At 75.8% G+C, this 15,422-nt stretch carries 9 protein-coding genes; 3 read left to right on the top strand and 6 right to left on the bottom strand.

Annotated elements, in window-relative coordinates; translation table 11 throughout:
- Positions 1-122: 122 nt before the first annotated feature.
- Genes ACIPYS_RS29125 through ACIPYS_RS29135 form a run of 3 tightly spaced genes read left to right on the top strand, consistent with a single transcriptional unit; the run spans position 123 to position 3,910 of the window.
- Entirely contained in the window at positions 123-1,652 is a 1,530-nt protein-coding gene (locus tag ACIPYS_RS29125) for an alpha/beta fold hydrolase (protein ID WP_400751516.1), read from the top strand.
- A 60-nt stretch (positions 1,653-1,712) separates the two neighbouring features.
- Positions 1,713-2,414 (top strand): response regulator transcription factor, encoded by a 702-nt coding sequence (locus ACIPYS_RS29130; RefSeq protein ID WP_400751519.1) that lies wholly within the window; start codon positions 1,713-1,715, stop codon positions 2,412-2,414.
- Positions 2,414-3,910 carry an ATP-binding protein gene (locus ACIPYS_RS29135; RefSeq protein WP_400751522.1) on the top strand — a complete coding sequence of 499 codons (1,497 nt, stop codon included), beginning with the start codon at positions 2,414-2,416 and terminating at the stop codon, positions 3,908-3,910. Before ACIPYS_RS29130 ends, ACIPYS_RS29135 begins: the two co-directional genes overlap by 1 nt.
- 5 nt (positions 3,911-3,915) lie before the next feature.
- On the opposite strand, the gene ACIPYS_RS29140 is transcribed toward ACIPYS_RS29135, so the two are convergent.
- The 6 genes from ACIPYS_RS29140 to ACIPYS_RS29165 form a co-directional block, all read right to left on the bottom strand.
- A complete protein-coding gene (locus ACIPYS_RS29140; RefSeq protein WP_400751525.1) occupies positions 3,916-5,448 on the bottom strand; it encodes a hypothetical protein in 1,533 nt (510 codons plus the stop codon).
- Between the two features lie 171 nt (positions 5,449-5,619).
- Complete coding sequence (locus ACIPYS_RS29145; protein ID WP_400751528.1) at positions 5,620-7,662, bottom strand: hypothetical protein; 2,043 nt, start codon at positions 7,660-7,662, stop codon at positions 5,620-5,622.
- Between the two features lie 151 nt (positions 7,663-7,813).
- Positions 7,814-9,544 (bottom strand): helix-turn-helix domain-containing protein, encoded by a 1,731-nt coding sequence (locus ACIPYS_RS29150; RefSeq protein WP_400751531.1) that lies wholly within the window; start codon positions 9,542-9,544, stop codon positions 7,814-7,816.
- 350 nt (positions 9,545-9,894) lie between these two features.
- Complete coding sequence (locus ACIPYS_RS29155; RefSeq protein WP_400751534.1) at positions 9,895-12,684, bottom strand: molybdopterin-dependent oxidoreductase; 2,790 nt, start codon at positions 12,682-12,684, stop codon at positions 9,895-9,897.
- Positions 12,681-13,565: an FAD binding domain-containing protein gene (locus ACIPYS_RS29160; RefSeq protein WP_400751667.1), complete on the bottom strand. Its 885-nt coding sequence runs from the start codon at positions 13,563-13,565 to the stop codon at positions 12,681-12,683. Before ACIPYS_RS29160 ends, ACIPYS_RS29155 begins: the two co-directional genes overlap by 4 nt.
- Positions 13,566-13,790: 225 nt before the next feature.
- Positions 13,791-14,918 carry a nucleotide disphospho-sugar-binding domain-containing protein gene (locus tag ACIPYS_RS29165; protein WP_400751536.1) on the bottom strand — a complete coding sequence of 376 codons (1,128 nt, stop codon included), beginning with the start codon at positions 14,916-14,918 and terminating at the stop codon, positions 13,791-13,793.
- Positions 14,919-15,422 lie beyond the last annotated feature (504 nt).

Raw genomic sequence — 15,422 nt, forward strand, 5'->3', positions numbered from 1 at the left:
CACGTCCTTGCCGTCGCTCTGCCGGGCCCCTGACCGGGGCCCGGCAGTGTCGTCCTCACCACCGGGAAGCACCGGGAAGCACCGGAAGCACCCGGGGACGACAGGACGGAAGGGACACCACCATGACGAGGAACACGGGCATCCTGCGGCGGGCCGGGGCGGTCGCGGGGGCGGCGGTGCTGATGACGGTGCTGCCCGCCGGGGCGGCCGTCGCGTCGCCGCAGGGGGCACGGCCGGGCAACGCCGCCCGGTGCCCCTCGGTGGAGGGCATCCGGGTGGACTGCGGCACCGTCGACCGGCCGGTGGTGAGCGGCAAGCCGTGGCTGGGCAGGGTCTCCGTCGCGTACGCGGTGCTCCGGCACCGGGACGCCGGCCCGGCCCTGGGGACGGTCGCGGTCAACCCCGGCGGGCCCGGGGAGACCGCGATCGACCGGGCCGGGGCGTTCGCCGCCGGGCTCGACGGGGTGCTCGGCGGCCACGACGTGCTGCTGGTCGACCCGCGCGGCACCGGGCGCTCCGGGCGGATCCCGTGCGGGGTCACCGACGCCGAGTACCGCTTCGCGGACCGTGCGGGCCAGCGCGACGCCGTCGCCCGCTGCGCGGCCGCGCTGGGTGCCCGCGCCGAGGGCTACACCAGTGCCGCGACCGCCGACGACATCGACGCGGTGCGGGCCCGGATCGGCGCCGAGTCGCTGATCCCCTACGGGCTCTCCTACGGCACCTATCTGATGCCGGTGTACGCGAGCCGCCACCCCGGGCGGGTCGACGCGATGGTGCTGTCCGGGGCCTACCCGCTCGGTGTCGACCCGCTGGCCCGCCCCAGCGCCGACGCGGTGTCGCTGGCCCTGAAGCGGGTCTGCGAGCGCAGCGGCGCCTGCGACGGGGACACCGCCGTCGAGGACCTCCGCACCGTGGCCGGGAGGCTGCGCGAGCGGCCCCTCACGCTGCGGGTCGAGGCCGCCGGTGCGACCCGCACGCTGCGCTTCACCGAGGACAAGCTCGCCAATCTGCTGTACGAGGCGGCCAGCCGCGGCGCCGGGGAGAGCCCGGCCGAGCCCTCGCTGCTCGGCGGGCTGCCGGCCGCGCTGCACGACGCGGCCCGCGGCGACGACCGCGCGCTGCGGTCCCTGGTCGACGCCGACTACCGGCTCGCCACCCGGGAGGACCAGGCGTCCTTCCTGGCCGTGGTCTGCAACGACTACCCGCGGGCCTGGTCGGTGGACTCGTCGCTGCCGGAGCGCCGGCGCGAGTACCGGGCGGCGCTGTCGGCGGCCGACCCGGGCCGGTTCGGGGCGTTCAGCGTCAAGGGCTTCACCGAGGGGCAGACCGACGGCGCCGACGCCTGCATCCGGTGGCCGCGCACCGGCACCGCCCGCCCCCAGCCGGTGGACGCCGCGCAGCCGGACGTGCCGGTGCTGCTGTTCGCCGGCGACCTCGACTCCAACACCCCGGAGAGCGCCACCCGTGAGTCGGCGGCCCAGTTCCGGCGCTCGACCGTCGTCACGGTGCCCAACGCCGGACACGTGGCGGAGCTGGAGTCCACGCACTGCACGCTGGGGATCGTCGACTCCTTCGTCCGCACCGGGCAGCCGGGCGACACCTCGTGCACGGCCGCCGTGCCGCCGATCACCGTCTCCCCGGTGCGCCGCTGACACCGGACGGGGCGTCCGTCCGCACCCCCACCATCCACCACGACCAGCGAGAATGACGCCATGACAGATGCCACCGCCACCCACGGCCGCACCGTGCTCGTCGTCGAGGACGACCCCGGTGTCCGCACCACCCTCGACCAGTTGCTGCGTTTCGAGGGCTACTCGGTCCTCACCGCCACCGACGGGCAGGACGCCCTGGAGCTGCTGGAGCGACACCGCCCCGACCTCGCCGTGGTGGACGTGGTGATGCCCCGGCTGGACGGGCTGGCCCTGTGCCGGATGCTGCGCCGCCGCGGCGACCGGCTGCCGGTCCTGGTGCTCACCGCCCGGCACCAGCTCGGCGACCGGGTCGCCGGGCTGGACGCCGGGGCGGACGACTACCTGGCCAAGCCCTTCGCCACCGAGGAACTGCTGGCCCGGATACGCGCCCTGCTCCGGCGCTCCGCCCCGGCCGCCGATCCGGGGGTGCTGGCCTGCCAGGACCTCGCGGTGGACACCGCCGCGCGTCGGGCCCACCGCGGCGACCGGCTCCTCGACCTCACCAAGACCGAGTTCGACCTGCTGGAACTGCTGCTGCGCAACCAGGGCGCGGTGCTCACCCGCCCGCAGATCTACGAGCGGATCTGGGGCTACGACTTCGACACCGACTCGCGCTCGCTCGACGTCTACATCGGCTATCTGCGCCGCAAGAGCGAGGAGGGCGGCGAACCCCGGCTGATCCACACCGTCCGCAACGTCGGCTACCTCGTGCGGGCCGCGTAGTGCTGCGCACCAGGATCACCCTCGTGGTGGTGGCCGCCACCCTGCTGGCCGTCGTCGTCTCCGTGGTCAGCTCCTACCGCGGGGTCACCGCGACGGTCGCCGACCAGTTCGACCGGGCGCTGGCCGACCGGGCGGAAGCCGTCGCCGCCGTCCTCGACGCCGGGCGGGTCCCCGCCGAGCGGCCCGACACCGCCGAGCAGCTGCTCCTCGCGGACGGCACGGTGCGGCCGCTCTCCCCCGGCCGCACCGCCCTGCCGGTCCCCCCGGGCGCGCTCGCGGTGGCCCGCTCCGGCGAGGGCCGGCTGCTGGCCGAGAGCTCGGTCGGCGACCGCACCTTCGGGGTGCTGGTGCTGGGGCGCGGCGAGGGCCACGGGGCGCTGGTCGTCAGTCAGGACTACGCGGACGCCGAGCGGGTGGACCGGGAGTTCCTCGGGCGGATCGGCTGGACGACGGCGGGTTCGGCCGCCGCCTGCGCCGCGCTCAGCTGGCTGCTGATCGGCCGGATCCTGCGTCCGATGCGTCGGCTGGCCCGCGCCGCCGAGCGGATCAGTTCGACCCAGGACCTCGGCACCGCGCTCCCGGCCGCGGGGCGAGACGAGGTGGGTCGGCTGACCCTCGCCTTCGAGGTGATGCTCGACGCGCTGCGCCGCTCCCGGGAGGCGCAGCAGCGGCTGGTGCAGAACGCCAGCCACGAGCTGCGCACCCCGCTCACCTCGGTGCGCGGGAGCGCGGAGCTGTTGCAGCGGGCCCGGGGCCGGCTGGCGCCCGAGGACGAGGAGAAGATCCTCGCCACCCTGGTCGCGGAGAGCGTCGCGCTCGACGAGCTGGTGCGCGAGCTGGTCGAGCTGTCCGTCGACCGGCAGGCCGACGAGGACCCGGAGCCGCTGGACCTGGCGGCGGCGGCCGAGGACTGCGCGGACCGGTTCCGGCGGCGCACCGGGCGTGTCATCACCGTGGGCACGGCGGGCACCGGGCCGGACCGGGACCCGGCCGCGGTCGTGCTCGCCCGGCCGCGCGCGCTGCACCGCTGCATCGACAACCTGCTGGCCAACGCGGTCAAGTTCAGCCCCGGGGACACTCCGGTCACGGTGCTGGTCGGGACGGCACCGGCCGGTGCGGGCCGGGACGACGGCGGGGGCGGGGGCGGTGCCGGCAGGGACGGCGCCGGTGCGGGCGGTGCCGGCAGGGACGGCGCCGGTGCGGGCGGTGCCGGCGGGGTGCCGTGCGTGCGGCTGGTGGTGCGCGACCTCGGGCCGGGGATCGGGCCCGAGGAGCGGGACGCCGTCTTCGACCGCTTCTACCGGGGGGCGGGCACCCAGTCGACGCCGGGCTCCGGGCTGGGGCTGGCCATCGTCCACGACCTCGTCACCGCCGACGGCGGCACCGTGTTCGCCGGCACCCGACCGGAGGGCGGCGCGGAGGTCGGCTTCACCCTTCCCCGCGCGTTCCCCCGCGCGCTCCCCCGGGCCGTGCCCGGCGCGCTGGGCGGCCGGTAGGGTCCTCAGCCTTCCGCGCCGATGGAGCAGTTGGCGTCGGGGGCGTGGCCGAGCGGCCAGGCGACGGTGTCCAGGACGGCGCCGCGGACGGCCGGGTCGAGGTGGACGATCGGGACGGCCTTGTTGTGCGGGTTGCCGTACTGGTCGAGGCAGATCCAGCCGCTGGCGCCGTCCACCCGGTTGCCGCCGTGCAGCCGGCGCCAGCTCTGGGTGACGTCGTCGAGGGAGGGCATGGACACGGATCCGCCGACGTCCTTGCGGATCCCCGCGACGGCGGTGGTCACCGCGTCGTAGGTGATGATGATCCGGCCGTCGCGGCGGTCGGCGGGCCCGATCCGGTCGGGCTGCTTGGTGGCGTCCGCCAGCAGCAGGGCGGCGAGCTCGGCGGTCGGGCCCTTCGAGCCGCCGGGGCCCTCGGTGCTCGACCCGCCCCAGCTGTCGGGGTGGGCGAGCGCCGTGTACCGCACGGTGATGCCCGCGCTCTTGGTGAGCGAGTCCCACTTGCTCTCGAACTTCTGGTCGACCATCAGGGTGGAGGCGTGCGAGCCGGTGATGACCGTGTAGGGCTTGTTGCACTTGCGGTCGCCCAGCGCGACCAGGAACAGCCGCAGCTGCACCGGGCGTCCGGCGAAGAACAGGGTGGACGCGGCGGAGCTGCAGATGTCGGGCACCATCTGGTCGAAGACGTTGCCGAGGTTGCCCTCCTGGGTGAAGTCCTGCGGGGACTCGAAGGTCTCCGGGGCGTTGGGCGCGCCCTTGGTGAGCTCGGCGAAGGTGGCCCGCAGGGTGGAGAGGTAGTTGTCGCCCTCCCGGGTGTCCTCGATCACCAGGGTCTCGGCGGGCTTGATGCCCGCGCCGTAGGCGGCGAGGGCGTCCGCCTGGTCGCTGTTGCTGGGGGCGATCCGGGCCAGGCCCGGGTAGTGGCGCGGGTCGGCGGCGCTGTTGGCGATGTCGTCGGCGGTCATCGGGCCGGCGACGACGGGGATGTGCTTCTCCGCCGTGAGGTAGTGCACGGCGGCCTCGCTGTTGGCGATGCTGATGTTGATGCCCGTGACGGCCCGCAGGTTCACCTTGCCGTCGGTCGCGGACCGGGTCAGCTGGTCGGCGACGTGCCGCCACTGCCCGTACTCCCGGCCGGGGTTGGCGAGGACCAGCCGGACCGGCGGCTGCTTCCCGTCCTCGCGGTTGGCCCGGTACTGGGCCAGGTAGGCGCCCTGGACCTGTTCGACCATCTCGCGCCGCTCGGCCTGCTGGTCGGAGATCAGCGGGATCATCAGGGCGACGGTGACCGGGTTCTTCCCGGCCACGCCGTCGTTCTCCTCCTTGATCCGCGCGGTCACCGGCCCCAGGTCGTCGTTGAAGACGTACGACCCGTCGGTGACGCCGACGCACTCGTTCCCGATCTCGGTCACACCGGCGGCGCAGCTGCGGTCCGTCAGGAGGCCGTAGCCGAAGTAGCCGGCGGTGCCGAGGACGGCGACCGCCAGCAGGATCACCAGCGCGCGGTTCAGGGGCCCTTGGGGCAGGAACGGTTTCACGGTCGGGCGTCTCCTCAGGTCGGGGCAGGGCGGGCCGGGGCGAACGGCGGGGCGGGGCGACCGGGGTCGGACCGGCGGCGGACCGGCGGCGGGGCGGGGCGACCGGGGTCGGACCGGCGGCGGACCGGCGGCGAATCGGCGGCGAATCGGCGTCGGCGGTCGGGGACCGGGTCAGACCGGCAGGTCGGGTGCCTGGTGCCAGCGGCGCAGCCGTCCGGGCCAGGTCTCGTGCGCCTGGAAGAACACCGCCTGGTCGGCCGCCCCGGTGTACTGGGCGAGGGTGAGCAGTTGGAGCCGGATGCTGTCGGTCAGCGCCGGGGCGGGCGCCGAGAGCGGGTGGGACTGCACCCACAGGTTGCGCACCAGGAGGTCGATCGCCCGGTGCACGGCGACGTCGCCGTGCCGGCAGGCCTGGCACTGCTCGTTGGTCGCGGCGGCGGCCGGCAGGGGCCCCGGCGGGTGCGGCGCGGAGCAGATCAGGTTGACCGAGGCGAGCCAGTCGGCGGCGCTGCGTTCGGCCAGGCGCTGGTGCAGGGTGCGCACGACGACTCCGGTGTCGTGCACGGCGAGCGCGTGGTACAGGGCCTGGTCCGGCAGCCCGGCGCCGTTCGGCGCGTACCGCGCGCGCACGGTGCCGTGCAGGTGCCGCCAGGTCTGCATGCCGGGCTCCCCGGCCACCTGGACGGCCAGTCGGTGCCCGAGCAGGGCGCGCAGGGTGCGGTCCTGAACGAAGGGCGCGTCGACGGCCTGGTGCGCGGTGACGGCCCAGTGGTTGCGTTCCAGCAGCCTCCTGGCCTCCTGGACGTCCAGCGGGCTGCCGTCGCTCGGCGGGTAGTAGGCGCCGAGCAGGTCGGCGGCCCCGTCGTCGAGGGCCGGGCTGTAGTACGTCAGCCGCTCCAGGTCGCGCTCCCCGGGGACCAGGACCCGCAGCAGCTGCTCGTGGACCGTCCGCGCGGGCGCGTCGTGGGCCGGGAGGTCGAGCAGCCGGCGCGGCTCCGCGCTGTCCCCCTGGCGGATCGCCCTCCGGGCGGCCTCCACCAGGGCGTGGGCGATCCCGGCCCGGCCCGCGCTGAGCCGGTGGATCACCCGGGCGGTGCCGGACGGGGGGTGCTCGGTGCCGAACATCAGGGTCACCTCCTCCAGCCCCAGCCCGGCCAGCGGCAGCCGCACCGTCCAGCCGGCCGCCGTCCCGGGGCGGTCCTGGCGCCAGAACGGGCTCCCGGCGTGGCGCGTCGACGGGGCGGTGTCGTCGGGCTCGGGGCCGGAGGGCTGCCCGGCCAGTACGGTGGTGACCACGGCGGGCCGCGTCCCGGGCGGTTCCTCGTGCCAGACCTGGAGCAGGGTGCGCATCACCGGCCGGCCGAGCCGGGTGTGGGCGTTGTCGAGGAGCAGCAGCGGGCGCGGCAGCCGGTTCATCCGGCGCGACCAGGTGTAGTGGCTGTCGATGTCCGCCAGGAAGGCGGCCATCAGGTGGCGTTCCGCGATCTCCCGGTCGTCCGGGTCGCCGCGGAAGCGCCGGGCCAGCTCGTTCAGCTGGACGCGGTCGGTGCCCGGTCCGGCGACCTGTCGGCCGGCCCACCAGCGCAGCCCGTGCCGGTGGGCGGAGGGGCCGAGCAGTTCCGGGGTGACGAGGTCGACCAGGCGGGTTGCGAGGGTGTCCGGCCCGGCCCCGGGGGCCGCCGCGGCCGGGCCGGGGGCCGTCTGCCGCATCCACTGGGTGACCCGCGCGCGCCGGGCCGGGCCGGTGGGGACGCTCTCCCCGAGCAGGCTCTCCAGGCGTCCGGCGGCCGCCTCCGGCTCGCCGGCGCCGGCGGCCTGCCAGGAGGTGACCGCCAGCAGGCCCTGGACCAGCCGGGGGAAGGCGATGCTGCCGCCGAAGTCCCCGGGTCGCCGGCCCAGTTCGCGGCGCAGGTGGAACAGCAGGTCCGAGGTGTGCGAGGCGTTGCGCCGGGTCGGGTCCTCGTCGTCGGCGGCCAGTGCGAGGTCGGCCCGGCCCAGGTCGGGGCGGCCGAGGTCGGCCGAGGCCCGGCGCAGGTGTGCCGCGTACCGCGCGTCCAGGCCCGCCAGGAGGGCGGTGCGTCCGGCGAGCCGCCCGCCCGAGCACTCGACCACCGGCGGGGTGCCGTTCGGGACGGGCAGTCGCCGCGTCCTGACGCCCGGTGCCTCACCGGTCACCTCCAGGCCGACGAGCGAAGGCACGACCGTCTCGAACACCGCCGCACGTCCGTGCAGAACCACCGCGACCCCCCAGTCGTCCGGCGAGGCCGTACCTCGCCGTGCGCCTGGAGGATAGGCGACCGCATCCGTCCCGTGCAGGGATACCACCAACTACACGGTCGCGGATCGGCACCGGCCCGACGGGTCGTCAGCCTGCTTTCCGGGTCCGTCCCTTGGCGGCCCGGGGCTCCTCCGCCACGGTGGGGGCGCGGAGCAGGGCGGCGGGGGCGCAGAGCAGGGCGGTGCGGAGGTCGAGCCGGTCGTCGAGCCGCAGCAGGCTCCGGCCGGTCAGTTCCTCGATCCGCTTGACCCGGTAGTGCACGGTGTTCACGTGGACGTGCAGGGCCTCGGCGGTGCGGGACCAGGAGGCGTTGTGGCGCAGGAAGGCGTCGAGGGTGTCGACCAGGGAGACCGTGTTCTGCCGGTCGTGGTCGACCAGCGGGGCCAGGAGCCGCTGGTGGAAGGCGGCGGTGACCTCGGGCGGGATGCCGCGCAGCAGGTCGGCGAGGGAGGCCGTGCCCGCCCAGCGGCCGACCGCGCCGGGCGGGCGGGCGTCCAGCGCGTAGCGTGCCTGCACCAGGGCGGGGCGCAGGTCGGCGGCGGTGGGCGGGACGGTGGGGCCGACGCCGGCGGCGGGTCGTCCCGGTCCGGTCCGGGCACCGGCCGGCTCCGGCCCCGGCTCCGCGCCGAGCCGGGGCAGGGCGAGGTCCAGGGCGGCGGCGACGGCGTCCTCTGGGAGGGCGACCAGTGCCACGGCGCCGCCGCGTCCGTCCGGGGCGGCGACGAACGGGGCGGCCGTCGGGTGCAGGGCCTCGGCGAGCGCGGCGGCGGCCCAGGCCCCGGACGGGTCGGCGGGACCGGGCGCGGCTGCGGTGCCGGGGACGAAACCGGCGGGGGTTCCAGGGGCGGTACCGGGGGCGGTACCGGCGGCGGGGCCGAAGCGGGCGGCCACGGGGGTGAGCGGCAGCCGCGGCGGCAGTCCGGCGAGGGACAGCGCGTGGTCGGCCTCCGGGTCGGCGCCGGCGGCGAGGAGTTCCAGCAGCCGGGTACCGGCCTGCCGTTGGGCGGTGGCGGTGGCGCGGGCGCGTTCGGCGAGCGGTGCGAGCAGCTCGGCCAGTCCGTGCAGCATCGTGGCGGCGGCGGGCCCCGGAGCGGTGTGCGGCTGCAGCAGCCAGCCGTCGAAGGGCGTCGTGCCGGGCGGGCCGACCGGGATCGGGGCGGGCGCAGGGGCCGGGACGGCGACCGGGGCACGCGACGGTGCCGGGCGGGCGACCGGGCCGCGCGGAGGGGCCGGGCGGACGTCCGCCGAGGAGGCCAGCAGCCGGCCGGCGCCGGTGACCAGGGAGCAGTCGGGCACGCCCAGGTCGGCGACGGCGCGGCGCAGCAGTCCGTCCAGCGGCGCGTCCGCGCCCAGCATCGAGGTGAGGGTGCGCCGGACGCCGGCCGGCAGCCCGGCCCGGCCTTCGGCACCGGCCTGGAGGTCGCCCCACAGCCGCAGGTAGATGCGGTCGGTGACGGCCCGGAAGCTGGTGCCGCTGGGTACGGACAGCAGCGGTACGCCGTGGCGGCGGCAGGCCTCGGCCAGTTCCGGGGGGACGGTACCGTGGGTGCCCTCGCCGGCCAGCAGCGCCGCCGCCTCGGCGCTGCGCAGGGCGTTGGCGAAGCGCAGGGCGGTGGCGAGCCGCGGGGCGGGGCGGGTGTCCTCGGGCCGCCACCAGACCAGGCCGGTGAGCACGACCTCGCCGGGCCGGAGGTAGCGGGCGGGGTCCTGGAGGTCGGTGGAGGTGACCCCGGTGACCTCGCGGCCGAGCAGGTCGGGGGTCGCCCAGGCCACCTCGATGTGCAGTTCGTCCAGCGCCAGGAGGTCCCCGACGATCATGTTGTGCTCCCTGTGCCGTCCGCACGGGCCGCCCTCGCCCATGCGATGTTTCTGTGCGTTCGGGCATGGTAAATGCAAGGGCCATGTGGCTTCTTCCCTCTTGTTCGATCACCCGACGGCGGGGCCCGCGGGTGGTACCGATGTCCAGTGGTCCGGACAGTGGCGCTCCGCTTGGATCGGTGTGCGGGGAACGCGCGGCCGCCCCGACCTCAAGCGGGTCGGCCGCGCGCTTCCGCCGCAGGCCCCGGCCGTGGCGCCCCGGCCCGGGGCGCCGGCTCCCCCGCCGCCGGCCTCCCCACCGGCGACCCGCCCGCCACCGGCTACCCCGCCGACGACCCGCCCGCCACCGGCTACCCCGCCGACGACCCGCCCGCCGGAGAGACTCCCCCGCCGGCGACTCCCCCGGCGCGGCGGTGCTCGTCGATCGCCTGCCACACCCGGTCGCGCAGGAACGGCGTGCCGGTGAACCGGATGCCGGTGGCGTCGCGCAGCGCGTTGGCGAAGGCCGGCGCCACCGGGTTGAACGGGCTCTCGCTCATCGACTTGGCACCCAGCGGGCCGATCGCGTCCGAGGTCTCGGAGAAGTGCACCTCGGTCCGCGGGACGTCCGCGAAGGCCGGCAGCCGGTAGCGGCGGAACGCGGCCGTCGTCACCTCGCCCCGCTCGTCGACCAGGACCCGTTCGAACAGGGTGGCGCCGAGGGCCTGCGCCACGCCGCCCTCGACCTGGCCCCGGCACTGCAGCGGGTTCATCACCCGGCCGGCGTCGGCCCCGTGGACGCTGCGCAGGATCCGGATCTCCCCGCTGTCGGGGTCGACGGCGAGCCGGAACCACTGCGAGTTGAACGCCACCGAGCGCGGTGAACCGCCCCAGTGCCCCTCGCCGGTCAGCGTCACGCCCTGCGCCGCGGCCGCGGCGAACACCTCCTTGAGCGGCACCGGGCGGCCCTCGCACTCCACCGCCTCGGCGCCGAGCGTGATCCGGCTGCGCGGGGTGCGGGCGTACTCGGCGGTGAAGCTGAGGATGCGTTCGGCGAGCGCGTTGGCCGCCTTCATCACAGCCTTGCCCGCGACCACGGTACCGGCCGAGCCGAACGCTCCGGTGTCGTGGCGGACCACGTCGGTGTCGGACTGCCGGACCGTGATCCGGTCGACCGTCGTCCCGAGCGCCCCGGCGGTGATCTGCTTGTGCACGGTGGTGGTGCCGTTGCCGAACTCGGCCGTGCCGACCGCGATGTCGTAACCGCCGTCCTCCAGCAGCGTCACGGCGGCGTCCGCGAAGTGGCCGCCGGGCGGGCCGGTCGCGATCGCCGACATCGCGAAGCCCTGGCCCACCAGCCAGCCCTCGGGGGCGAGTTCGGCGCTGCGGTCGTCGGCGAGGGCGTCCCGCACCACCCGCAGGCACTGGTCCAGGCCGTAGGAGGCGATGTGGAGGTCCTCCTCCTCGCCCGCCGGGCCGACCATGTGCTCGCCCGGGCCGATGATGTTCCGCTCCCGGAACTCCAGCGGGTCCATGCCCAGCCGGCGGGCCAGTTCGTCCATCGCCGACTCCACCGCGAAGGTCACCTGGCCCAGGCCGTAGCCCCGGAACGCCCCGGCGGGCACGCCGTTGGTGTAGACCGAGTAGGCCTCGACCTTCTTGTGCGGCGCCCGGTAGACGCCCATCGACTCGCCGACGCTGTGGAACATCACCGCCGGCCCGTGGTTGCCGTACGCCCCGGTGTTGGCGACCACCCGGAACGCCAGGGCGGTCAGGGTGCCGTCCGCCCTCGCGCCCGCCTTCACCGTGACGGTGAACGGGTGGCGGGTGGTGGCGCCGAGGAACTGCTCGGCCCGGGTGAACTCCAGCTTCACCGGCCGGCGCAGCCGCAGCGCGGCCAGGACGGCGATGTCCTCGGTGAGCATCTCCTGCTTGCCGCCGAACCCGCCGCCGACCCGGCCCGCCACCACCCGGACCCGCTCCGGCGGCAGGTCGTACAGCGCGCACAGGGCGCGCCGGGTGAGGAAGGGCACCTGGGTGGAGGAGCGCACCACGATCCGCTCCTCGCCGGTCTCCTCGTGCTCCTCGAAGTACACCAGGCAGCCGTGCGTCTCCAGGCTGGCGTGCTGGACCCGCTGGGTGCGGAAGGTCTCCTCGTACACGACCGCCGCCTCGGCGAAGCCCTGCTCGACGCTGCCGAGCTCGCCGTGCACCTCGCCGCAGACGTTGTTCTCCGGGCGGGCGATCCGCGACTCGGGGCCCTTGGGGTGCAGCACCGGGGCGCCGGGCAGCATGGCGAGTTCGGGGTCCAGGACGTACGGCAGCACCTCGTACTCCACCGCGACCCGGCGGCAGCCCTCCTCGGCGGCGGCCTCGCTGTCGGCGACCACCGCCGCCACCCGCTGGCCGGCGAAGCGGACCACGTCGTCCAGCAGCCGGGTGTCGTCCGGGTCCTCGGTCGGGTGCTCGTGCCGGGCGGAGGAGTAGAGCCGCTCCGGCGCGTCGTGGTGGGTGAACACCGCCCGTACCCCCGGGACGCGCAGCGCCGCCGAGGTGTCGACGGACACGATCCGGGCGTGCGGGTGCGGGGAGCGGAGCAGCTTCATGTGCAGCAGGCCCTCGACCTCCAGGTCGAAGGTGTAGCGCGCCGTTCCGGTGACCACCTGCGGTCCGGCGGGGGCGCCCGGACTGCGGCCGACCGCCTCCCCGGGGGCCGGTTCCTCGGTGTGCTTCACCCCGCGGAGCGCGTCCTCGATCGCCCGGTAGCCGGTGCAGCGGCAGAGGTTCCCCTTCAGTGCCCTGGGCAGGTCGGTGAGTTGGTCCTGGTCGAGCTTGGCGGCGGTCATCAGGAAACCGGCCGTGCAGAAGCCGCACTGGAAGCCCTGGGCGTCGAGGAAGCGCTGCTGCACCGGGTGCAGGCCGTCCTCGGTGGCGAGGCCCTCGACGGTGGTCACCGCGCGGCCCTCGGCGCGCCGCGCCGGGTAGAGGCAGCTGTGCACCGGCTCCCCGTCGACGTGCACCGTGCAGGCGCCGCAGTCTCCGGCGTCGCAGCCCTTCTTGACGCCGAACCAGCCGCGTTCGCGCAGGTAGGTGCGCAGGCACTGGCCGGGGCGCGGCTCGGCGTCGGAGTCCTCGCCGTTGACGCGGACGGTGAAGCTCATCGGGCGGTCTCCTCGGTGGTGGCGGGCGCCGCGGGTGCCACAGGTGCGACCGGCTCGACCGGCCTTCCGGGCTCGACCAGCTCGCGCCGGACCTCCTCGGCGAACCGCAGGGTCATGTGCCGCCGCCAGGCCGGCAGGCCGTGGATGTCGTCGAAGTACTCGTCCGGCGCGACGGCGTGCTCCACCGCCTCCCGTACCGCCTCGGCGTTCGGCGGCACCGCGAACGCCAGCCGGACCGGCCGGACCGTGGCCGCGGTGATGTGCAGCGCGAACTCCCCGTCCACCGGGTCCAGGGTGCCGATCACCAGGGCGCCGGAGCGGCCGAGCCCGTAGAGGGAGGCCTGACGGAACGCCGTCCGACGGGCCAGCGCCCGGCCGGGCAGGGTGATCGAGCGCAGCAGTTCGCCCGGCCGCAGGTCCTTGACCCCGGCGCCGAGCACGAAGTCCCCGACCGGCAGGACGCGCGTCGCGCCGCTGCGGTCGAGCAGGCGGCAGACGCCGTCGAGGGCGGCGGTGAGGGAGATCATCGGCCCGGCGGGCAGGCCGTTGCAGAGGTTGCCCCCGACGGTGGCCACGTTCCAGATCTTCCAGGAGGCGAGGAAGGCCCGGCAGCACTGCTCGAACAGCGGTGCCGCCGTCCAGCCGGCCGGCTTCGGGTGGCGGGAGAGCTGCGCGATCGTACAGGTCGCGGCGATCTCCAGCCCGCCGTCCGGAGTGGGCCGCAGCGGCTCCCAGCCCATCCGGTTGAGGTCGAACAGCCGCCGGATGTGCGGCTGGGGCTCCGAGAACAGGTACGTCCCGCCGCCCAGCCAGGCGTCCCCCGGCCGCCACGTCCCGCGTTCGCGGGCATCCCGCAGTTCCACCACGGTGTTCAGGTCCATGTGCATCCACCGTCCTCGACAGATCGACATGGGTATTGCAGCAACGCGCCGGGCCCGGAACGAGTGGATCCGCGCACCAGCGCACCGCCCCGGAGCTGGACGATCACCCAGGGAGCGCCCGAGTCCGGCGCGGCCGTCCCGTCCCCGGTGGGGGTGCGGGGCGGCACCTCCACCGGGGACGGGGAGCGGCGTTCCCTCAGCGCCCCCGACGAACGTCCGGACCGGTCACCGGTGGGCGGTGACCAGGGCCTCGATCTCCGGGACGAGGGCCGCCGGGGTCGGCAGCGCCGCGTTCTCGGCCCGGAGCCGCGCGGCGCCCTCGCGCAGCGCCGGGTCGGTGACGAGCCGGGTGAGCAGGGCGGTGTCGACCGCGTCGGAGCCGGCGCTCAGCGCGGCCCCGGCGGCGGTCAGGGCATCGGCCACCGCGAAGTTGTCGGCGCCCTGGGGCAGCAGCAGCTGGGGCACACCCGCCTGGAGCCCGGTGAGCGTGCTGCCGGACCCCCCGTGGTGCACCACCGCGTCGCAGACCCGCAGCAGCTCCGCGAGCGGCACCCAGGGCAGCGGGCGGACGTTGTCCGGCAGGGTGCCCAGCCTGCCGAGGTCGGCGTCGCCGACGGCGAGCAGGAACTCCGCGTCCACCGCCCCGGCGGACTCGACCAGCCGGGCGATCGCCGCCACGCCGTCGATCCCGGCGATCACGGTGCCCAGGGTGACCGCGACCCTCGGCCGGTGGCCCCGCTCCAGCAGCTCGACCGGGACCACGCCCCCACCGTTGTACGGGAGGTAGCGCATCCGCAGTCCGCCCGGGTCGCCGCCGAGCGAGGCCGGGACGACGTTCAGCGGTGTGGTCGGCGCGGGGGCGGCCACACCGTGCTTCTCGTAGACATCGGTGAAGTGGGCGGCCAGCCGGGCGGCCAGCTCGAGGCCGGAGATGACGCCGAAGTTCTGCAGCGCCGCCGGGATGCCGAGCCGGGCCGCGACCAGCTGGGCGGAGGCCAGGCAGGAGTCGTGGACGAGCAGATCGGCGCCCCAGCGCTCGGCGACCGCGAGCAGGTCCTCGACCGTGGAGCGCGAGGCGTGGGCGAAGGCGGCCGCCGCCATCTCCAGGATCTCGTCCTGGGTCATGCCCGGCTGGGCGTAGCTGACCTGCCCGCCCCAGGTCGCCTCGAAGGAATCGCGCAGCGGCCGCCCGTCGCCGATCCCGACGATCGGGAAGCCGGCCTGCCGGAGCTGGTCGTACGGGCTCGGACTGGCGAACAGCACGTCGTGCCCGGCGGCCCGCAGGGCCTGGGCGGTCGGCACCATCGGGAAGAGGTGGCTCGGCGCCGCCGGGCCGGTGAAGAGTATGCGCACAGTGATCTCCTGATCGTTCTCGATTGGGTCGTGCCACGGATCGACCACGGACCGATCCGTCCCCCGTCAACGTCAACTGACGAACGGTCAGATCTCTTTCCACGAAGGATCGACAATCGGACGTTCGAGTGTCCGGAGCGGGGAGGGACGGCCGACCGCGTGGTACCGGGGTGCCGCCGAGGGCGCGGACCGTGCCCGGGGAGGAGGGGCTAGCCGCCCGTACGCGTCCGGGCCGGGGCCTGTCTCTCCTGGAGACGGGCGGCGGCGGAACCGGCTGCGACAGGACGGACCGCTGCGGAACAGGCTGTGCCGGAAGGGGGGTCGACGGCGGGGCCGTCGGCGCCCGCGCGGCACGGCCGGCCTGCGGGCGCGGCCTCCGGCGGCCGGGCGGCGAACGTCCTCGCCATGCTGCTTCCCCCCATGGTGGTGCCGCGTCCCGCGCGCGACCGCGCGCCGGGAGGAACGCACCGGACACCCTGGGAGGGAATGACTGACTGTCGGCCG

Source organism: Kitasatospora sp. NPDC089913, assembly GCF_044748625.1.
Taxonomy (GTDB): Bacteria; Actinomycetota; Actinomycetes; order Streptomycetales; family Streptomycetaceae; genus Kitasatospora.